Source organism: Streptomyces sp. BPTC-684, from assembly GCF_030028635.1.
GTDB classification, from domain to species: domain Bacteria; phylum Actinomycetota; class Actinomycetes; order Streptomycetales; family Streptomycetaceae; genus Streptomyces; species Streptomyces noboritoensis.
This window is the reverse complement of record NZ_CP124863.1, coordinates 4,139,381-4,159,714: the sequence shown is the minus strand read 5'-3', so window position 1 is coordinate 4,159,714 and position 20,334 is coordinate 4,139,381. Positions and strand designations below refer to the sequence as shown.

The following is a 20,334-nucleotide window of genomic DNA, read 5'->3' as shown; positions in this document are numbered from 1 at the left end:
ACAAATCTCCAGTACGGAACGGGGCGTTCAGGGCGCTGCGGCGGCCACCGCGGGCGGCTTCGCGGACGCTACCCCGCGCCCCCCACCAGGGCTTTCTCCGGCCCCGGTCACGCTCACCCCTTCTGTCCCATCACCCCCCGCTACCGCACCCGCACCGCCCGTTTCGGACCACGCCGGAGCGGCCGTCGGAGCCGGGGGCGGGGCCGGTGTCCGCGTTCGCGAAACGGGCGAACCGCCCTCCCACGCCGGGTCCTTGGGCGGCTCCGTCAGGGACGGGTCCGCCTTCACCACGCGCCGGAACGCCGACGTCCCCCGGGTCAGGTCGTGACCCACCGCGACCGCCTCGACGTCCGCCGAGAATCTGCGCTGTCCGTCCTGGTCCTCGTCACGCACCCGCAACCTGCCGTGCACCACCAGCGGTTCGCCCACGGCGACCGAGCTCGCCAGGTTCAGACCCAGCGTCCGCCAGGCCCGGACCGTGTAGAAACTGGAGTGCCCGTCCACCCAGGCGTCCTTCTGCCGGTCGAACCGGCGCGGAGTCACCGCCAGCCGGAACCGGGCCACTCCGCCCGTCGCCGTCTCCCGGTACTCCACCCGCGTCGCGGCGTTCCCCACCAGCGTCACCAGCGTGTCGTTCATCCCCACCACTCCCCGTCATGCGTGCCGTGCGCGCCCGTCGCGCGCACGGCGTCCCCGTCGCAGCTCCGTCCGGCCCAGGCGGCCGATCGAACCCTTGCGCTGTCGATCTCCATGCTGGACCGGACGGAGGACCTTGCGCCGGGGACTGTGGACCACCCGGCGATTGTGGAAAACCTCGTCACCCGTACGAGGGTTGGCAGGGACGGCGCGCGTCGGTCGGCGGGGGCCGGGATCCGTCACAGAGCCCCCGGCCCCCTCCCGTCACCCCCTCACATCGCCCCTCTCACGACACCCCCGCCCGCACCCCCGCCCCGCCGCCGCGCACCGCCACGTACTGCTCGCGCACCTCGCGGTACCGCATCAGCTCCGCCGCGACCGGATCCAGGACCTTCGCCCGGCCGCACCCGGCCGCCGCCTCCCGCAACCGCCGCTCGGCCTCCTGCCCGTAGCGCCGGCCCGGCCCGCGCGCCGCGACCCCGCAGGCCCACTCGACCAGCGGGCCCCCGACGATCCCCGCCAGCATCACCAGCGCGGGCACCAGCAGCCCGGGCTGGAGCACGCCCACGATCTGGCCGACGAGCCAGAGCCCGCCCACGATCTGCACCAGCGTCATGGCCGCCTGCACCAGCACCGCCGCGGGCCACCAGGCGGGCCTGGGCGAGGCGCCCCGCTCCAGCTCCGCCCGTACCGCCAGCTCGTCCAGGGCCTGCGGCAGGCCCTCGGCGCCGCGCACCGCCGCTTCCCGCACCGCCTGCGCCCAGGGGGCGGGCAGTCCGGTGGCCGCCTCGTCCGCGACCAGGCGTACGGCCTGTTCGACACGTTGGCGGGCCGTCACCTCCTCCTCCGGAGGAGGAGTGGGCAGGGGCGACTCGCGGCCCGGGATGCGGATCCGCTCGTACCAGCGCCAGAGCCGCAGCCACGGAGTGCCGCAGGCGCGGCCGGCGTTGCGGCGCCACTCGCGTTCGGCCGCCTCTCCCGCCGCGGCCGCGCCCACGGCTGCCGCGAGCCGGTCGGTGAACGCCTCCCGGGCCCGCTCGTCCAGCCCCGTACGGCCGTCCGCGACGTACACCGGACGCAGTCCGGCGGCGGCCGCGTCCAGATCGGCGGCCACCCGGCGTTCCGGAGCGCCGCGCTCCTGCACGAACCGGCTGAGGAGGTCGCGCAGTTCGCCGACCCCCTGGCCGGTGAGGGCGGAGAGGGGCACCACGGTGGCGCCGGGTTCACCGTGCTCGCCGAGGGCCATGCCGTCCTCGTCGAGGAGGCGGCGCAGGTCGTCGAGCACCTGGTCGGCGGCGTCGCCGGGCAGCCGGTCCACCTGGTTGAGCACGACGAACGTGACCTCCGCGTGCCCGGCCAGCGGCCGCAGGTACCGCTCGTGGAGCACGGCGTCGGCGTACTTCTCGGGGTCCACGACCCAGACCACCGCGTCGACGAGCGCCAGTACGCGGTCGGCCTGGCGGCGGTGTTCGACGACCGCCGAGTCGAGGTCGGGCAGGTCGACGAGGACAAGCCCCTGCAGGGCTTCGGCGTTCGGGTCGGTGGGCAGCGGTCTGCGCCGCAGCCGCCCCGGCAGTCCGAGCCGGTCCAGGAGGCCCGCCGCGCCGTCCGTCCAGCTGCACGCGATCGGCGCGGCGGTGGTGGGGCGGCGCAGTCCGGTCTCCGAAATGTGCGTACCGGCGAGGGCGTTGAACAGGGTCGACTTGCCGCTGCCGCTGGCTCCGGCGATGGCGACGACGGTGTGCCGCGCGGACAGCCGCTGCCGCGCGGCGGCCTCGTCGAGTACGCGTCCGGCCTCGGCGAGCGTCTTCCCGTCGAGCCGCGTCCGCGACAGCCCGACGAGCTCGCGCAGGGCCTCGAGGCGCCCGCGCAGCTCGCCGCCGTAGGGCCCGCCGATGGGTACGTACTCCTCCACCGGCTCGGTTTCCTCGACGGGAACCTCCACCTCGGCGGGCTCGTTCACCCTTCGAGCGATCAGCCCGTCGTCCCAGGCGGGCGCGGACCGCGCGGAGTCGGCGGCGGGACCGGCACCGGCGGCCGCGCGCGCGTCGGGGGCGCGGCGGGAGGGACTTCGGCTCGGTCGGGGTGGGACTGCCGCCGGTGCGAATGCCGGTGGGGGCGTGGGGGACGATTCGGGGCGCGGGGGTGTTTCGATGCGGGTGGCGGGGGTGTTGGGGGTGGGGCGGGTGCTTTTCGTCGCGCCGGTGGACGGGTTCTTGGCCGAGGCGGCTGCCGCCGACGGGTCGGCCTCTGCCGTCGGGTCGATCTCTGCCGTCGGGTCGGTCGCTGCCGTCGCGGCTCCGGGCGCGTCGGCTTGGGGTGTGCCGGTTTCGGACCCGCCGCTTTCGGACGCGGCAGTTCCGGATGTGCCGGTTCCAGACGTTTCGGCTTCGGGCGTGTCGGCCTCTTCCGGGAGGGATTCCGTCCGTACGGATGCCGCAGGCGCGGCGCTCTCCTCGCCCGAATCCGGTTCCGCCCGCCGGGCAGGGGGCCGTTCGGCCCAGGGGCGGTCGAAGCCGAGCCACCCCGACGTCGGCGCGACGGCTTCCAGTCGGCCGATCGGGGGCCGCCCGGCGGCTCGTACCTCGACCGTCAGCGGTGCGGCCGCCGCCTGCGCGGGCTCGGCCCGACCGTCCATCGGCGGCTCCGGCTCCCCCTCCTCCGGAGGGGGAGGAAACTCGGCCCCGGGCTCCGGCTCGGGCTGGTCGGACCCCGGCCGATCCGTCAGAGCGGTCACCCCGCTCACCTCTCCTTCTGCAGTAGGGACAGCGCGGCGATCAGCCCGGACTGGGGCTCGGGGGTCACCCGGAGCGCGTCCAATGGGGCGAGCCGGCGGTCGCGTTCGGCGTTCAGGACGCGGTCGATGTACGTCGTGACCAGCTCGCCGCCCTGGTCGCGCAGGCGCAGCGCGCGCTGGGCGCCGATGCGTTCGGCGAGCCGCTCCCCGGCCCTGCGGGCACGGCGCCCGCCGAGGAGCGCGGCCGCCAGCAGGGCCGCCACGGCTTCGGCGGAGGGCGCGACGGCCCGGTCCATCTCCCGTACCTCTTCCTCGGCCAGCTCCTCAAGGACCCGGCGCCAGCGCCGTACGTCGAGCTCGATGCGCTCACCGGTCTCCCGGTTGCGTGCGCCCTCGGCGAGCTCGGCCGCCGCTGGTTCGCGGCCCCACGCCTCGCGGACCCGTTCGTCGGCGGCGTCCGCGGCGCACCCGAGCAGCTCTGCGAGGCTCTCGCAGAGCGCGTCGAGGAGCTCGACGGAGGTCGCGTCCCGGGGGTACGCACGCCAGCGGGTGAGCGCGTCCCCGGCGAGCACGCCCCCCGCCTGCAGCCTGCGCCGCACCCGTGCCCCTTCCCGCTCGTACGCCTCCTCGACCGCACTCGTCATCCGTACGGCGGCGGCGTACTGGGCGGCGACGGCGGAGGCGAGCTCGGGCATACGGGCGTTGAGCGAGTCGATGACGCCGGCGGCGGTACGGACGACGGCCTGCTGCCGGGCTGCCGGGTCCTGCGCCCGGTGGGTGAGCCACTGGCCGAGCGGGGCGACCGCGGTGGAAGGCAGCAATCCGCTTCCACCACCGGCAGATTCGGGCAGCTCGGGGATGGTGAAGCGGGGCACGTCACCGAGCCCGGCCTTGGTCAGGAGCGCGGCGTACTGCCGGGACACCTCGCCGATGACCTGGTGCGGCACCCGGTCGAGGACGGTGATCAGCGTGGCGTCGTACTCCTTGGCCGTACGCAGCAGATGCCACGGCACGGCGTCCGCGTACCGGGAGGCGGTCGTCACCATCACCCAGATGTCGGCGGCGCAGATCAGCTGGGCGGCGAGCAGACGGTTGCTGACGACGAGTGAGTCGATGTCGGGCGCGTCGAGCAGGGCGAGCCCGACGGGCAGGTTCCGCGAGGTCTCGACCCGCAGCGAGTTCTCCGCGTCATTGCCCCCGACGCCCTCCTCCACCTCCGTTTCTTCGTTCTGCTGGGGCAGCCATACGCGGGTGAGCTGGGGCAGTACGCGGATCTCGGTGAACCAGTGGTGGTCGTCGGGGTGGCAGACGAGTACGGGGGTGCGGGTCGTCGGCCGCAGCACGCCGGCCTCGCTGACCCGCCGCCCCACAAGGGAGTTGACGAGCGTGGACTTCCCGGCGCCGGTGGACCCTCCGACCACGGCGAGCAGCGGCGCTTCGGGATCTTTGAGCCGGGGCAGCAGATAGTCGTCGAGCTGCGCGAGCAGCTCGACCCGGGTCTGCTGTGCCCGCGCCGCCCCCGGCAGGGGCAGTGGAAGACGCACGGCGGCGACCCGGTCGCGCAGGGCGGAGAGTGCGTCGATCAGCTGAGGCCGTACGTCCAAGGTCGCCACATGCGAAGAATGCCCAATTTTGGCGCCTTTTTGAAGCGTATGGAGGCCTTCGCGCGCCGATCGGACACATGGGACAGACGGGATGAGTGGGACGCAGGCATAACGAGTGCACAACACCCGGCGCCACGAGCGTCAAAAGCGCTGCGTGTTCCGCGCTCGCCTGCGATTATCGGTTCGCTTCACCGAACCTCCACATCGTGCCACGCAGGTGAAGCAACCGGGACGAGGCGAGAGGAGCCCTATCCTTGTCCCCGGCAAGGTCACGGCCCGGAGCCCGCTCCGGACCACACCCTTGCCCGCCCGGGGGCTCCAGGCCACCGCGGCCGCCATCCGGCCCCCGTAGCTCAGTGGATAGAGCAGGCGCCTTCTAAGCGCTTGGCCGCAGGTTCGAGTCCTGCCGGGGGCGCCACTGCCCATGCGGTGTCAGGCCCTCCCTCCGGGAGGGCCTTTTTGCTGGTCGGGGGGACCATAGCGCGATGGGCGTACAGGGCGCGTAAAGCGCCGGATCCGGGCGATGAGGAGAACCGATGAAGCTTCCGCCCGGCCCTTCACGGCGGTCCCGGCGGTCGCCGTCGCCCCTGGAGCTGCCGCTCGGCGCCTGTGTCTCTGCGGGCGCCAGCCGTGTCACCCGTGCCCTCGGGCCGGGAGAAGGGAGCGGGCGCCCCTGAAAGAGCTGTGCACAGCACCTCGTCACAGGGCGGGGACGGGGTCACACATCTGGGTCTCACTCCGCCCAGGAGCTGGCCACGGCCGGCTCGGTGAGCGTCCCGGTGTCCTCCGCCCGAAGCATCCCGAAGCATCAGGTGCGCCGCGCCGACGCCCCGACGCCTACCGGCAGTTGCCGAAAGACGGGTCGGTTGCTCCTACGACACGATGTCCTTCTTCTCGAACCCCCGGAACGCCAGCGCCACCAGCACCAGTGCATACCCCACCGACACCCCCGCGCCCTGGGCCATGCCGCTCCACTCCAGGTGCGGCTGGAGCGCGTCCGCCCAGGCGAACTGCCAGTGTGCGGGGAGGGCTTCGCGCCAGTCGCCCAGGGCCGTGATCGCGTCCAGGACGTTGCCTACGATCGTCAGGCCCACCGCGCCGCCGACCGCGCCGAGCGGCGCGTCCGTCTTGGTGGACAGCCAGAACGCGAGGCCGGCGGTGACCAGTTGGGAGACGAAGACGAACGCCACGGCGATGGCCAAGCGCGGTATCGCCTCCCCGGCGCCGAGCGAGCCGCCGGTCGGGATCTCCAGCGGGCCCCAGCCGTACGCCGCCGTGCCCACCGCGAGCGCCACCAGCGGCAGCAGGACGATCGCCGCGGCGCTCAGGCCGAGCGCCACCGCCAGCTTGCTCCACAGCAGCCGTGCCCGGGGCACGGGCGCGGCCAGCAGATAGCGCAGGGACGACCAGCCGGCCTCCGAGGCGACCGTGTCGCCGCAGAACAGGGCGACGGGCACCACAAGGAGGAAGCCCGCCGAGACGAACAGGGCGGTCGCCGCGAAGTTCGCCCCGGACGCCGTCGCCGTGTCGATCAGGGTGATCCGGCCGTCCCGCCCGGACGGCGTGCCGCCGATCGCGAAGGCCGTGACCAGGATGAACGGCAGGGCGGCGAGGACGCCTCCCATCACCAGAGTGCGGCGGCGGCGCAGCTGGCGCGCCGCCTCCACCCGCAGGGGCAGGGTGCGGCGCGGGCGGTAGCCGGGGGCGGTAGCCCGCAGGTCCGGCGCGGGCTCGGCCCCGGTGTGCGTCGGCGCACTCATGCCGATCCTCCGATCAGGGTCAGGAACGCGTCCTCCAGGCGGCGGTGCGGGCCCACGCCCGTCAACAGCACGTCGAGGCGGACCAGTTCGGTGATCAGCTCCGTGGCCGTGGCGCCCTCCAGGCGCACCAGCATGCCCTCGTCGGTGCGGGTCGCCGCGCCGATGCCGGGCAGCGCGGCCACCTTGTCGGCGAGCACCTCGGTGACCGGGCCTTCGACGGTGACCAGGAGCGTGTCGCTCTCGCCGGTGATCTCGGCGACCGGGCCCGCCTGGATCAGCCGGCCCCGGTCCATGACCACCAGGTGTGTGCAGGACTGCTCCACCTCGGAGAGGAGGTGGCTGGAGACGATGACCGTGCGGCCGCCCTGGGCGTAACGGATCATCACGTCCCGCATCTCGCGGATCTGCGGCGGGTCGAGGCCGTTGGTCGGCTCGTCGAGGATCAGCAGGTCCGGCAGGCCGAGCATGGCCTGGGCGATGGCGAGGCGCTGACGCATGCCCTGCGAGTACGTCCGCACCGCGCGCGAGAGCGCGTCGCCCAGGCCCGCGATCTCCAGGGCCTCGTCCATGTGGGAGTCCTCGGCGGGGCGGCCGGTGGCCTGCCAGTACAGCTCCAGGTTGGCGCGGCCCGACAGGTGCGGCAGGAAGCCCGCGCCCTCGACGAAGGCGCCGACCCGGGAGAGGACCGGCGCTCCCGGCCGGATGGCGTGGCCGAAGACGCGGATCTCGCCGCTGTCGGGGCGGATGAGGCCCATCAGCATCCGCAGGGTGGTGGTCTTGCCCGCCCCGTTGGGCCCGAGCAGGCCCAGGACCTGGCCCTTCTCTACGCGGAAGGAGAGGTCGCGGACCGCGTACCGGTCGGTCGACTTGGCGTACTTCTTGGTCAGATCGGTGATCTGGAGCGGGACTTCGGCCAGCTCCGGATCGGGGGCGGGGGCCGTGGCGCGCCGGGTGGCCAGCAGGCCGAGCGCGATTCCCCCGCCCGCGAGCGGCATGCCCCAGGCCCACCAGGGCACCCCGGCGGGCTCGGTCTTCACGCCGGGCGCGGTCGGCACGGTCAGCGAGCCGTCCACGAGCGAGACCTTGTACGTGCCGGGCTCGGCCGGGGAGGCGTAGCCGAGGTCGGTCGCGGCGACCACCAGGCGCAGCCGGTGGCCCGCCTCCACGTTGTGGTCGACGGCGGGCAGGGTGACCTCGACCTCCTTGCCCTCCTTGGCGCCGGCCACCCGGACGGGCGCGACCAGCTGGGCGGGGAGCACCTGCTGCTTGCCGTCGGGGCCGACGTCGTACACCTTGCCGAAGAGCACCGCGTCGTCGCCGCTGGAGGTGACCTTCAGCCGGACGGTGGGCGAGCCGGTGATGCGCAGGCCGGGCCGCAGCGGTTCGGAGTCGAAGCGCGCGTACTGCCCGGGGAAGTCGATGGAGAGGCCGCCCACGCCGAGCGAGGACAGGCCCGCGAGGCCGCCGCCGACGCCGGGCACGGCGGAGATGGCGGGCGGGGCGGCGCCCGCCGGGTTCTCGAACGTCTGCTCGCGGCCGGTGAGCTTCACCGTGCGCGTGCCGTCCGCCAGGCCCGGGTAGCTGCCGCTGGTGGCGCCGCGCAGTTGGGCGGCGCCGTCGGTGGAGCTGATGCCGCCGGTCCTGGTGACCCGGAAGGCGGGGCCGGCGGAGGCGCCCTCGTCGCCCTTCAGATAGTGGTCGAACCAGGAGGCGATCCGGGCGTTGACCCGCCCCGACTCGCGGTCGCCGCCGTCGTGGCCGCCGGTGATCCAGTCGACCGCGACCGGGGCGCCGTTGGCGCGGATCCTCCGCGCCATGGCGTCGGCCTGGCCGAGCGGGAAGAGGGAGTCGCTCTGGCCCTGGACGATCAGCGCGGGCACCTTGATGCGGTCGCCCACGGCGGACGGGGAGCGGGCCGCGAGCAGGTCGCGCGCCTGCGCGTCCGGCTTTCCGCTGACCGCGACCCTCTCGTACATGTCGCAGAGCTGCTTCTCGAAGGTCTTGCAGCCGCCGCCGGTGGAGAAGAAGATCCCGGCCCAGAGCTTCTTGAACACCCCGTCGGGGAAGAGCGCGTCCGCCAGGTTCCAGTAGGTGATCTGCGGCGCGATCGCGTCGATCCGCTTGTCGTACCCGGCGGCCAGGAGCGAGATCGCGCCCCCGTAGGACGCGCCGGTGACGCCCACGCGCGGGTCGCCCGCCGCGTCGAGCTTCACCTCGGGGCGCTTAGCCAGCCAGTCGACGAGCCGCGAGACGTCCTTCACCTCGTACGCCGGGTCGTTGAGGCCGATCTCGCCCGTGGAGTCGCCGAAGCCGCGCGCGGACCAGGTCAGCACCGCGAAGCCCTCGCGCGCGAGGCTCTGCGCCTGGCCCCGGACGTCGCTCTTGCTGCCGCCGAAGCCGTGGCCGAGGAGGACGGCGGGGCGCTTCTTCTTGGCGTCGCCCGCCGTGAAGTACGACGTGTCGATCTTCGCCCCGGGCATCTCCATCACCCGGTCCTCCTGGTGCACCGCGGGCGTGCCGCCGGCGCCGGAGGCCGTCCAGACACCGGCACCGGCGAGCACCGCGAGGGCGGCGGCCACCCCGGCCGCCGCCCTCCCACGAGGTCTGCGCAATCTCATGGCTCCACCGTAAGCGCCGGGTCCGACAACCGAGCCTGCCGCCAGGTGGAGGTCGCGGGTGTACTCGCGGCGTACGGCGCCTGCTCGCCGTACCGCACCGGGAGTACGCCCGTCAGCCGAACGACGCCCGCTGGAGCCAGAAGTCCAGGAGCTCGGCGTCGCCGAGGACCTCGACCCTGGGGCTGTCGGCGGGCAGGCGGCGGTAGAAGACGCTCAGGACGTCGGTGAGCGGGCCGCGCAGCGCCACCGTGGCCTTCTCGTGGCCGCGCCGCCAGCTCACCCCGTCCTCGCCGAGCTCGATGAGCCACTCGGCGCCGGGCACGTCGGTGGCGTGCAGATGGATGCTGCGGCCGGGGCCGCGCAGTTCGGCGGCGGCCGGGGCCAGCTTGGCTGCCTGGACGTACGTGACGATCTCCAGCCACTCGTCGATGGTGTCCGCGGCCACCTCGGGCGCGAGCCGGTACTCCGCGCCCACGGTGAGGGCCGCGTCCGCGCGGTGGACCACCGTCTCGTGGGTCATCCGGCGCGCCCAGAACCCGGCGGTCGCCTCGCCCGCCCAGGTCCAGGCCGCCTGGTCGGCCCCGGCGTCGCGCAGGGTGTCAGCGCAGAGCGCGGCGCCCTGCGCCAACCATTCGTCCAGCGCCTCCGGTTCGTCCTTCTCGGGGCCGCTGAAGGCGGGCACGCGCTCCTGGGGGACGACGGCGGTGGCCTTCGTACGGACGATCTCGGCGACCCAGCGGTGAGCGCCGCCGACGTGGACGGCGAGCTGCCGAAGCGTCCAGTCGGGGCAGGTCGGCACGGTCACGGAGAGGTCCGCACCGGTCAGGTGGGACCTCAGCTCGTCGGTCTGTCGCAGGATTTCGGAACAGTAGAAGTCGTGGTCGAGAGGCGTGTGCGCGACTGTCATACCCCAAACCCTAGGCGGGGCCCGCCCGTTGCGTCCCGCGGAACGACCGCCGGATCCGGACAGACCCCGTAACGGGCCGAAGCGTCAGACCTGCTCGTCCTCGGGGATGCTCACCAGCCACCGCGTCTCGCGGCGCGGGCGCAGGTAGAAGGCCCAGTAGAGGGTGGCGACGGCGGTGATGCCGCCGGTCCACAGCAGGTACCGCGTCTCCTGCTGGGTGAGGATGTACGCGAGGACGGCGATCAGGACCACCGGGACCGCGGGCCACAGCGGCATCCGCCAGGCGGCGGTCTCGCGGTGCGAGCCGCGGCGGCCGAGCAGCGCGGCGACCGCGACCAGCAGGTACATCCCGGTGACCGAGACGCCGGTGACGCCGTACAGGGTGTCGAGGTCGACGAAGCAGAGGGCCGCGCCGGGGACGCCGACCAGGAGGGTGGCGACCCACGGGGAGCCGAACCGGCCCAGGCGCGACAGGCCGCGGTTGACCGGCTCGGGCCAGGCCTTGTCGCGGGCCGAGGCGAACAGGACGCGGGAGTTCTGGATGACCATCACGATGCCCGCGTTGACGATGGCGAGGGCCACGCAGAGGCTGACGAAGGTGCCGACGGCCGAGTTGGACCAGGCGGTGACCATGCCGCTGATGTCGCCGGAGGCGAGCGCCGAGAGGTCGGAGGCGCCCAGGGTGATGGCGATGACGGGGACGAGGATGACGGCGGTCGAGATGGCGAGGGTGGCGAGCACGGTCCGGGCCACGTTGCGGCGCGGGTGCTCCAGTTCCTCGGAGAGGTAGACGGCGGTCGAGAAGCCCTGGGTGATGAAGAGGGCGATGGCGAGTCCGGAGACCACCATCATCGCGGTGACCGTGGAGTGCGTACCGCCGTCCCCGGCGACCGCGCCGTGGACGAGGGAGGAGGCGCCGCGGTGGCTGTGGGAGAAGCCGAGTACGGCGACGACGGCGGCTGCGACGACTTCGAGTACCAGGAAGATGCCGGTGATCCAGGCGTTGGCCCGCAGGTCGAGCAGTCCGGCGAGGGTGGCGAGCAGCATCACGCCGCCGCCGGCGACAGGCGCCGGGATGTGCACGAGCGGGGCCAGGTAGTCGGCGGTGCCCATGGCGATGACCGGAGGGACGATCATCACCACGAGCAGCGAGAGGACGAAGACCAGCCAGCCCGCGAGCCGTCCGGCGAGCGTCGAGACCATCGCGTACTCGCCGCCCGCGCTGGGGATGAGGGTGCCCAGCTCCGAGTAGCAGAACGCGACGCCGATACAGAGCAGCGAGCCGATGGCGATGGTCAGCGCGGTGTACGTGCCGAGGCTGGAGAAGAGGTCGGGCACGACCACGAAGAGGGTCGACGCGGGCGTCACGCAGGAGAGCGTGAGCAGGGTCCCGCCCACGACGCCGATGGAACGCTTGAGCTTCTTGGGGGCTTCGCCCGTAGCCGGGGAGAGGACGTGGGGCGGGCTGAGCGTTTCGGTCATCGATGTGCGTCCGATCGGCGGGTGGGGGTGTGAGCGGGGAGCGCTATCGACCTCCGGGTGGTGCTCCGGGGCCCGTCCGGGCCCCGGTGGTGAGTAGTGGGTCGCTCCCGGGCCGCCATTTCAATCTCCACGCGATCCGCAGGTCAATAGCCGTTCACCTACGGAATTCGTCGCCCCGATACCCTTCCAGCACCGATATAGCGTTAAGAGCGCAATAAAAGCGCATGATCGAGCGGTACGGGAACCGCAGCCTCCACGCTGAAAAAGTTTGCGGAATTCCGAATACCGGAACACCTTGGCACCCCGTGCCGGGGCCTCTGGTTACCCCCGGTCACCGACCGGAGGCTGTACGGGCACGCAGAACGGCCGCGAAGCCCCCTCGTCCGGGGCTCCGCGGCCGTCTGTCAGGCGTACGTCAGTGGTTGCGCGGGAAGCCCAGGTCGACGCCCGTGGGGCCCTCGGAGGGGTCCGGCCAGCGGGTGGTGACGACCTTGCCTCGGGTGTAGAAGTGCGTGCCGTCGTTGCCGTAGATGTGGTGGTCGCCGAAGAGCGAGTCCTTCCAGCCGCCGAAGGAGTGGTAGCCCACCGGGACCGGGATCGGCACGTTGACGCCGACCATGCCGGCCTCGACCTCCAGCTGGAAGCGGCGGGCCGCGCCGCCGTCGCGGGTGAAGATCGCGGTGCCGTTGCCGAACGGCGAGGCGTTGATGAGCGCCAGGCCCTCGTCGTACGACTCCACGCGCAGCACGCACAGCACCGGGCCGAAGATCTCGTCCTTGTACGCGTCGGCCGACGTCGGCACCTTGTCGAGCAGCGAGAGGCCGATCCAGTGGCCGTTCTCGTAGCCCTCGACGGTGTATCCGGTGCCGTCCAGGACGACTTCGGAGCCCTGCGCGGCCGCGCCCGTCACGTACGAGGCGACCTTGTCGCGGTGGGCGGCCGTGATCAGCGGGCCCATCTCGGAGGCCGGGTCGTCGCCGGGGCCGATCTTGATCTTCTCGGCGCGCTCGCGGATCTTCGCCACCAGCTCGTCGCCGATGGCGCCCACCGCGACGACCGCCGAGATGGCCATGCAGCGCTCGCCCGCCGAGCCGTACGCGGCCGAGACGGCGGCGTCGGCGGCCGCGTCCAGGTCGGCGTCCGGCAGGACCAGCATGTGGTTCTTGGCGCCGCCCAGCGCCTGGACGCGCTTGCCGTTGGCGGAGGCCGTGGTGTGGATGTGGCGGGCGATCGGGGTGGAGCCGACGAAGGAGACGGCGGCCACGTCCGGGTGCTCCAGGAGGCGGTCGACGGCCACCTTGTCGCCGTGCACGACGTTGAAGACGCCGTCGGGCAGCCCGGCCTCGCTCAGCAGCTCCGCGATCTTCATCGACGCCGACGGGTCCTTCTCCGACGGCTTGAGGACGAAGGTGTTGCCGCAGGCGATGGCGAGCGGGAACATCCACATCGGCACCATCGCCGGGAAGTTGAACGGCGTGATGCCCACGACGACGCCGAGCGGCTGGCGCAGCGAGGCGACGTCCACCCGGCTGGCGACCTGCGTCGACAGCTCGCCCTTGAGCTGTACGTTGATGCCGCACGCCAGGTCCACGATCTCCAGGCCGCGCGCGACCTCGCCGAGCGCGTCCGAGTGCACCTTGCCGTGCTCGGCGGTGATCAGCTCCGCGATCGCGTCGCGGTTGGCGTCGAGCAGCGCGCGGAACTTGAACAGCACCGTCGTACGTTGAGCCAGCGAGGACTGGCCCCAGGTCGCGTACGCCTCACGGGCCGCGGCGACCGCCGCGTCCACCTCCTCCACGTTCGCGAAGGCGACCTGCGTGGTCACGGCCCCGGTGGCGGGATCGGTGACCGGGCCGTACGTACCGGACGCGCCCTCGACGGTCTTGCCACCGATCCAGTGGTTGACGGTCTTCGTCATGCGAATAGCTCCTTCAGAGATGGCGGCGTCGGGCTGCGACTTGCCGGTCGTACTCCTCACGCGCCTCGACCGCCGACGAGCGGGTCGCGGTCTCGGCCACAGGAACATCCCACCACGCCTGTGCCGGGGGCGGGCCCGACACAGTGTCTGCCGTTTCGGTCTCGACGTAGACACATGTAGGACGGTCCGCCGCGCGGGCGGCCGCGAGGGCTTCGCGCAGGTCACGAACGGTCTTGGGACGCAGCACGGCCATCCCGAGCGAGGCCGCGTTGGCCGCCAGGTCCACCGGCAGCGGCTCGCCCGTATAGGTCCCGTCGGGTGCCTTGAAGCGGTACGCGGTGCCGTAGCGCTCGCCGCCCACCGAGGCCGAGAGGCCGCCGATCGAGGCGTACCCGTGGTTCTGCAGGATCACCACCTTGATGGGGAGGTTCTCCTGCACCGCCGTGACGATCTCGGTGGGATTCATCAGATACGTGCCGTCGCCGACCAGCGCCCACACCGGGCGGCCGGGCGCGGCCAGCGCCACCCCGATCGCCGCCGGGATCTCGTATCCCATGCAGGAGTAGCCGTACTCGACGTGGTACTGGTCGCGCGAGCGGGTCCGCCAGAGCTTGTGCAGATCGCCGGGGAGCGAGCCCGCCGCGTTGATCAGGATGTCGTCCCCGGTGACCAACGTGTCGAGTGCGCCCAGGACTTGGGCCTGGGTGGGGCGGACGTCCTCGTCCCCGGGCGTGTACGCGGCGGTGACCCGGTCCTCCCAGGCGGCCTTCGCCTCGCCGTAGGCGGTCGCGTACGCGGGGGCGGCGCGGTGCTCGCCGAGGGCCCGCTCCAGCGCTTCGAGGCCCGCGCGGGCGTCCGCGACGAGCTGGAGCGCGCCCAGCTTGTGGGCGTCGGCGCCGTTGACGTTCAGCCCGATGAAGCGGACGGACGGGTTCTGGAAGAGCGTCGAGGAGGCGGTGGTGAAGTCGGTCCAGCGGGTGCCGACGCCGAGGACGACGTCGGCCTCGCGGGCGAGCGCGTCGGCCGTGGCGGTGCCGGTGTGGCCGATGCCGCCGACGTCGCAGGGGTGGTCGTACGGCAGTGAGCCCTTGCCCGCCTGGGTGGACGCGACCGGGATGCCGGTCCGCCCGGCGAAGCGGCGCAGGGCGTCCTCGGCGCGGGCGTGGTGCACCCCGCCGCCCGCGACGACCAGCGGACGGCGGGCGGCGCGCAGCAGTTCGGCCGCCTCGTCGAGCTCCACCGCGTCCGGCTCCTGGGCGCGCACGTGCCACACCCGCCGCCGGAAGAACTCCTCCGGCCAGTCGTACGCCTCCGCCTGCACGTCCTGCGGCAGCGCCAGCGTGACCGCGCCGGTCCTGGCCGGGTCCGCGAGCACGCTCATCGCGGCGAGCGCGGCCGGGATCAGGGCCTCGGGCCGGGTGATCCGGTCGAAGTAGCGCGAGACCGGCCGCAGGCAGTCGTTGACCGACACGTCGCCCGCGTACGGGACTTCGAGCTGCTGGAGGACCGGGTCGGCCGGGCGGGAGGCGAAGACGTCACCGGGCAGCAGCAGGACCGGCAGGTGGTTGACCGTGGCCAGGGCCGCGCCCGTGACCAGGTTGGTGGCGCCCGGCCCGATCGAGGTGGTCACCGCGTGCGCCGAAAGACGCCCCGACTGGCGGGCGTAGCCGACGGCCGCGTGCACCATGGCCTGTTCGTTGCGGCCCTGGTGGTACGGCATGTCGCTGCCGGGTTCCAGGAGCGCCTGGCCGATCCCGGCGACGTTGCCGTGGCCGAAGATGCCCCAGGTCGCGGTGATCAGGCGCTGTTCGGTGCCGGAGCGGGCCGTGTACTGGCGGGAGAGGAAGGCGAGCAGCGCCTGCGCGGTGGTCAGGCGCCTGGTCGTACCGCTCATCGGTAGCCCTCCGCGTGGTCGGGGTGGAAACGGATCTGCCAGACGCGTTCCTCGCCCGGGCCCGCCATCACGTTCAGGTAGTACATGGGGTGCCCGGGCGCGGCGATGGAGGGGCCGTGCCAGCCGTCGGGGACGAGGACGGCGTCGCCGGTGCGGACCTCGGCGAGGACCTCGGCGCCGCCGGGGCGCGAGGGCGAGACGCGCTGGTAGCCGAAGCCCCGCTCGGTCGCGAACTCGAAGTAGTAGATCTCCTCCAGCTCCGACTCCTGCCCGGGGACGTGCTCGTCGTGCTTGTGGGGCGGGTAGGAGGACCAGTTGCCGCCCGGGGTGATCACCTCGACGGCGATCAGGCGGTCGCAGTCGAAGGCGTCGGCGGCAGCGAAGTTGCGGACCTCGCGGGCGCTGACGCCCGAGCCGCGCCGTTCGACGGGCACCTCCGGCGCGGGGCCGTGACGAGCGGGGAGTCGGCGCTCGCATCTCGCTCCTGCCAGGGCGAAGCGGCCTCCCGCGCCGGAGGCGATCTGTGCGTGGGCGTCGCGCGGGAGGTACGCGAAGTCGGTGACTCCGGCGAACACGCTCTCCCTGCCCAGCAGTTCCATGGTCCGGTCTTCTACATGTACCGTACAGCCACCTTGGAGGGGTAGCAGGATCCACTCGCTGCCGCCGGTGGCGAAGGCGTGCGTACCGCCCGGCGCCAGCTCCAGCACGCGCAGCCCCGAGTAGCCCCAGCCCGCCCGCTCGGGGCCGATGTCGAGGGCGTACGCCTCGCGGGAGGTGGTTCCGGCCCGTACGAACAGCTCGTCCTTGTGCTCGTCCATGCCTCCTCCCTACCCCCTCAGCAGCCCGGCGGCGGTGTCGACCGCGCCCGCCACGTCGCCGTCGGCCGGATAGAGCAGGGTGCGCCCGGCCACCAGGCCCTGCACGGTGGGCAGTCGCAGCGCGCCGCGCCACTTCTCGTACGCCGCCTCCTGTTCCCCCGGCGTCTTGCCGATGTCCCCGCCGAGCAGCACGGCGGGCAGCGTGGTGGTCGCCATCACCCGGGCCATGTCGTCCGGGTCCTCGGTGACGGGCACCTTCAGCCAGGTGTACGCCGAGGTCCCGGCCAGTCCGGAGGCGATCGCGAGCGAGCGCGTGACCGCGTCCGCGCTGAGATCGTTGCGCAGCCGTCCGTCGCGCCGGTGACAGATGAACGGCTCCACGAAGACGGGGAGCTGACGCTCCGCCATCTCGTCGATGGCGCGGGCCGCCGAGTGCAGCGTGTCGAGCGAGCCGGGGTCGTCGTAGTCGAGCCGCAGCAGCAGCTTGCCCGCGTCGAAGCCGAGCCGGGCGAGGTCCTGGGCGCGGTGACCGGTGAAGCGGTCGTCCAGTTCGAAAGCGGACCCGGCGAGCCCTCCCCGGTTCATCGACCCCATGACGACCTTGTCCTCCAGGGCCCCGAGCAGCAGCAGGTCCTCCAGGATGTCCGCGCTGGCCAGCACCCCGTCGACGCCGGGCCGGGACAGCGCGAGGCAGAGCCGTTCGAGGAGTACGGAACGGTCGGCCATGGCGAAGGCGTCGTCGCCGACGCCCAGCGCGCCCCGGGCCGGGTGGTCGGCCGCGATGATCAGGAGCCGCCCGGCGCCCCGCACGAGCGGGCGCCGACCGCGCCGGGCGGCGGCTTCGGCGACGGCCTCGGGGTTGCGGGTGCGCACCCGGGCGAGGTCGCCGGGGCTGATGCGGATGCTCACGCCTCTCCCCCCGCCAGTACGCGCTCGACCTCGGCCGGGTACGGCATGGCGGAGGAGCAGGCGAGCCGGGACGCGACGATCGCGCCGGCGGCGTTGGCGTACCGCATCAGCCGCTCGGTGTCCCAGCCGGCCAGCAGCCCGTGGCAGAGCGCCCCGCCGAACGCGTCCCCGGCGCCGAGCCCGTTGACCACCTCGACGGGGACGGGCGGCACCTCGGCGACGCTCCCGTCCCGGTGGACGGCGAGCACCCCCTCGGGCCCCTGTTTGACCACGGCGAGCCGCACCCCGAGCGCGAGCAGCGCCCGGGCGGCGGCGTGCGGTTCGCGCTCCCCGGTGGCCACTTCGCACTCGTCGAGGTTGCCGACGGCGACGGTGGCGTGGCGCAGGGCCTCGCGGTAGTACGACCGCGCCTCGGTCGCGTCTCCCCAGGCTGTGCCCTTCCAGAACGCCGGCCGCCAGTCGAGGTCGAAGACCGTGGTGCCGGTGCGGGCGCGGGCGGCCAGCGCCGCCAGCGTGGTGGACCGGCTCGGCTCGACGCTCAGCCCCGTGCCCGTGACCCAGAAGATCCGCGCCGCGCGGATCGCGTCCAGGTCGAGGTCCGCCTCGTACAGCTCCAGGTCGGGGGCCTTGGGCTCGCGGTAGAAGTAGAGCGGGAAGTCGTCCGGCGGGAAGATCTCGCAGAAGGTGATCGGGGTCGCCAGGCCCGGCACGCTCTTCACCCAGCGCGCGTCGACCCCGAACTCGCCCAGCTCCGCGCGCAGATACTCCCCGAAGGGGTCCTCGCCGGTGCCGGTGATCACGGCCGTGCGGCGCCCGAGCCGGGCCGCCGCGACCGCCACGTTGGAGGGCGAGCCGCCGAGGAACTTGCCGAACGACGTCACCCGGGAGAGCGGCACGCCGGTCTGGAGCGGGTAGAGGTCCACCCCGATCCGCCCCATGGTGATCACGTCGTACGGAACCGCCTCCATGCACGCCCCCTTCATCGGCGACCCCAGAGCCTGGCGGTCCCAGGTCTAGCCGCCCCGCCCCGGCCCTGTCAATCTTTTGTCCTTACATTCGGACGTAGCCTTGACACCGTTCCGGCGCCCCCGGAAGGCTGGCTCCCATGACGACGGCCAAGACTCGCATCCGGATCGGCTCGGCCCCCGACTCCTGGGGCGTCTGGTTTCCCGACGACCCCCGCCAGGTCCCCTGGTCCCGCTTCCTCGACGAGGTCGCCGGGGCCGGATACCGCTGGATCGAACTCGGACCGTACGGCTATCTCCCCACCGACCCGGCGCGCCTCGCCGACGAGACCGCGCGCCGGAACCTGCGCGTCTCGGCCGGGACCGTCTTCACCGGCCTGCACCACGGCCCGGCGGTGTGGGACACGACCTGGGAGCACGTCGCGGACGTGGCCGAGCTGACCCGGGCGACCGGCGCCGGGCACCTCGTCGTCATCCCGGCGTTCTGGCGCGACGACAAGACCGGCGAGGTGCTGGAGAGTGCGACGCTCACCGCCGCGCAGTGGCGCGATCTCGCCGGTCAGACCGAGCGGCTCGCCCGCGAGGTGCGCGAGCGGTACGGGCTGCGGATCGTCGTGCACCCGCACGCCGACACCCACATCGACAGCGAGGAGAACGTCGCCCGCTTCCTCGACGCCACCGACCCCGACCTGGTGAGCCTCTGCCTGGACACCGGGCACTACGCCTACTGCGGCGGCGACAGCGTCAAGCTGATCGAGACGTACGGGGAGCGGATCGGCTACCTCCACCTCAAGCAGGTGGACCCGGAGATCCTGGCCCAAGTACACGCCGAGGAGCTGCCGTTCGGGCCCGCCGTGGCCCGGGGGGTGATGTGCGAGCCGCCCGCCGGGGTGCCCGCGCTCGAACCGGTGCTCGCCGCCGCCCAGGCGCTCGACGTCGACCTGTTCGCGATCGTGGAGCAGGACATGTACCCGTGCGACCCGGACCGCCCGCTGCCCATCGCCACGCGCACGCGCGCGTTCCTGCGCTCCTGCGGGGCGTGACCCGATGACCTCCGCACCGCTCGGGATCGCCGTCGTCGGCACCGGAAAGATGGGCGCCGACCACGTCCGCCGCCTCACCACCGTGATCGGCGGGGCCCGGGTCGCGGCCGTCGCCGACATCGACGCGGAGCGCGCCAAGGCCGTCGCGGGCCCGATCGACGGCTGCACCGCCCACACCGACCCGGCGGCCGCGATGGCCGCGCCCGGCGTCGACGCGGTCCTGATCGCCGCCTCCGGCCCGGCCCACGAGCCCGCGCTCCTGGAGGCGTTCCGGCGCGGGCTGCCGGTCCTGTGCGAGAAGCCGCTCACCCCGGACCCGGGCGGGGCCCTGCGGGTCCTGGAGGCCGAGACCCGGCTCGGACGCCGCCTGGTGCAGGTGGGCTTCATGCGGCGGTACGACGCGGAGTACGTACGTCTCAAGGCCCTGCTCGACGAGGGCGGCCTCGGGCGCCCGCTGTTCCTGCACTGCCGTCACCGCAACGCCTCATCGCCCTCCTTCTTCACCACCGAGATGCTGATCCGCGACTCCGTGGTCCACGAGGTCGACGCGGCCCGCTGGCTGCTCGGCCAGGAGCTCACCGCCGTCCAGGTGCTCCGCCCGCGCCCGTCCTCGTACGCCCCGGAGGGCCTGGGCGACCCGCAGCTCGTGCTGTTCGAGACGGCCGGCGGCGCGGTCGTCGACGTCGAGATCTTCGTCAACTGCGGCTTCGGGTACGAGGTGCGCTGCGAGGCGGTCTGCGAGCGCGGCGCCGCCTCGACCGGCGCCGGGAGCGGCCCGGTGGTCCGCTCCGGCGGGCGCTGGGGCGGCGAGATCCCGCAGGACTTCACGGTCCGCTTCGCCGACGCGTACGACCGCGAGGTGCAGGCGTGGGTGGACGCCACCCGGCGGGGCCGCGCCGAGGGCCCGAGCACCTGGGACGGCTATATGGCGGCCGTGGTCTGCGAGGCGGGGGTACGGGCCCAGCGCTCGGGCGAGCGGGTGGCCGTGGAGCCCGCGCTGGAACGGCCTGGGCTGTACGTGTAGCCGGACGCGTCGCCGCAGC

At 73.3% G+C, this 20,334-nt stretch carries 14 protein-coding genes and 1 tRNA gene; 3 read left to right on the top strand and 12 right to left on the bottom strand.

Features of this window, described 5'->3' with window-relative positions; translation table 11 throughout:
• Positions 1-27: 27 nt before the first annotated feature.
• From QIY60_RS18355 to QIY60_RS18345, 3 genes are all read right to left on the bottom strand, one after another.
• Complete coding sequence (locus QIY60_RS18355) at positions 28-639, bottom strand: single-stranded DNA-binding protein (RefSeq protein WP_283143428.1); 612 nt, start codon at positions 637-639, stop codon at positions 28-30.
• Positions 640-922: 283 nt separating this feature from the next.
• Entirely contained in the window at positions 923-2,614 is a 1,692-nt protein-coding gene (locus QIY60_RS18350) for a GTPase (protein WP_283145994.1), read from the bottom strand.
• Between the two features lie 764 nt (positions 2,615-3,378).
• On the bottom strand, positions 3,379-4,977 hold the full coding sequence (locus QIY60_RS18345; RefSeq protein ID WP_283145993.1) for a dynamin family protein: 1,599 nt from the start codon (positions 4,975-4,977) through the stop codon (positions 3,379-3,381).
• A 342-nt stretch (positions 4,978-5,319) separates the two neighbouring features.
• Here QIY60_RS18345 and QIY60_RS18340 point away from each other — a divergent pair.
• Positions 5,320-5,395 (top strand) — tRNA-Arg (locus QIY60_RS18340).
• A 454-nt stretch (positions 5,396-5,849) separates the two neighbouring features.
• Here the strand turns inward: QIY60_RS18340 and QIY60_RS18335 are convergent.
• The 9 genes from QIY60_RS18335 to iolC all read right to left on the bottom strand — a co-directional run bounded on the left by QIY60_RS18335 (position 5,850) and on the right by iolC (position 18,251).
• Entirely contained in the window at positions 5,850-6,737 is an 888-nt protein-coding gene (locus QIY60_RS18335) for an ABC transporter permease (protein WP_283143427.1), read from the bottom strand.
• Positions 6,734-9,355, bottom strand: coding sequence for an alpha/beta fold hydrolase (locus tag QIY60_RS18330; protein ID WP_283143426.1), 2,622 nt, complete (start codon positions 9,353-9,355; stop codon positions 6,734-6,736). The genes QIY60_RS18335 and QIY60_RS18330 overlap by 4 nt, the downstream gene beginning before the upstream one ends.
• Before the next feature lie 112 nt (positions 9,356-9,467).
• The gene (locus QIY60_RS18325; RefSeq protein WP_283143425.1) at positions 9,468-10,262 is read right to left on the bottom strand and encodes a maleylpyruvate isomerase family mycothiol-dependent enzyme; all 795 of its coding nucleotides are present in this window, start codon (positions 10,260-10,262) and stop codon (positions 9,468-9,470) included.
• A gap of 84 nt (positions 10,263-10,346) precedes the next feature.
• Positions 10,347-11,744 carry an APC family permease gene (locus tag QIY60_RS18320; protein WP_283143424.1) on the bottom strand — a complete coding sequence of 466 codons (1,398 nt, stop codon included), beginning with the start codon at positions 11,742-11,744 and terminating at the stop codon, positions 10,347-10,349.
• 415 nt (positions 11,745-12,159) lie between these two features.
• Positions 12,160-13,662: a CoA-acylating methylmalonate-semialdehyde dehydrogenase gene (gene mmsA, locus QIY60_RS18315; protein WP_283143423.1), complete on the bottom strand. Its 1,503-nt coding sequence runs from the start codon at positions 13,660-13,662 to the stop codon at positions 12,160-12,162.
• A 13-nt stretch (positions 13,663-13,675) separates the two neighbouring features.
• The gene (gene iolD / locus QIY60_RS18310) at positions 13,676-15,556 is read right to left on the bottom strand and encodes a 3D-(3,5/4)-trihydroxycyclohexane-1,2-dione acylhydrolase (decyclizing) (RefSeq protein ID WP_283143422.1); all 1,881 of its coding nucleotides are present in this window, start codon (positions 15,554-15,556) and stop codon (positions 13,676-13,678) included.
• Complete coding sequence (gene iolB, locus QIY60_RS18305) at positions 15,553-16,374, bottom strand: 5-deoxy-glucuronate isomerase (RefSeq protein ID WP_283143421.1); 822 nt, start codon at positions 16,372-16,374, stop codon at positions 15,553-15,555. The genes iolD and iolB overlap by 4 nt, the downstream gene beginning before the upstream one ends.
• Before the next feature lie 9 nt (positions 16,375-16,383).
• A complete protein-coding gene (locus QIY60_RS18300; RefSeq protein ID WP_283145992.1) occupies positions 16,384-17,277 on the bottom strand; it encodes a deoxyribose-phosphate aldolase in 894 nt (297 codons plus the stop codon).
• A 2-nt stretch (positions 17,278-17,279) separates the two neighbouring features.
• On the bottom strand, positions 17,280-18,251 hold the full coding sequence (gene iolC / locus QIY60_RS18295; RefSeq protein ID WP_283143420.1) for a 5-dehydro-2-deoxygluconokinase: 972 nt from the start codon (positions 18,249-18,251) through the stop codon (positions 17,280-17,282).
• Between the two features lie 137 nt (positions 18,252-18,388).
• Between iolC and QIY60_RS18290 the strand changes: the two genes are divergently transcribed.
• Positions 18,389-19,291 (top strand): sugar phosphate isomerase/epimerase, encoded by a 903-nt coding sequence (locus tag QIY60_RS18290; RefSeq protein ID WP_283143419.1) that lies wholly within the window; start codon positions 18,389-18,391, stop codon positions 19,289-19,291.
• A gap of 4 nt (positions 19,292-19,295) precedes the next feature.
• Positions 19,296-20,315 (top strand): Gfo/Idh/MocA family oxidoreductase, encoded by a 1,020-nt coding sequence (locus QIY60_RS18285; RefSeq protein WP_283143418.1) that lies wholly within the window; start codon positions 19,296-19,298, stop codon positions 20,313-20,315.
• Positions 20,316-20,334: the final 19 nt, after the last annotated feature.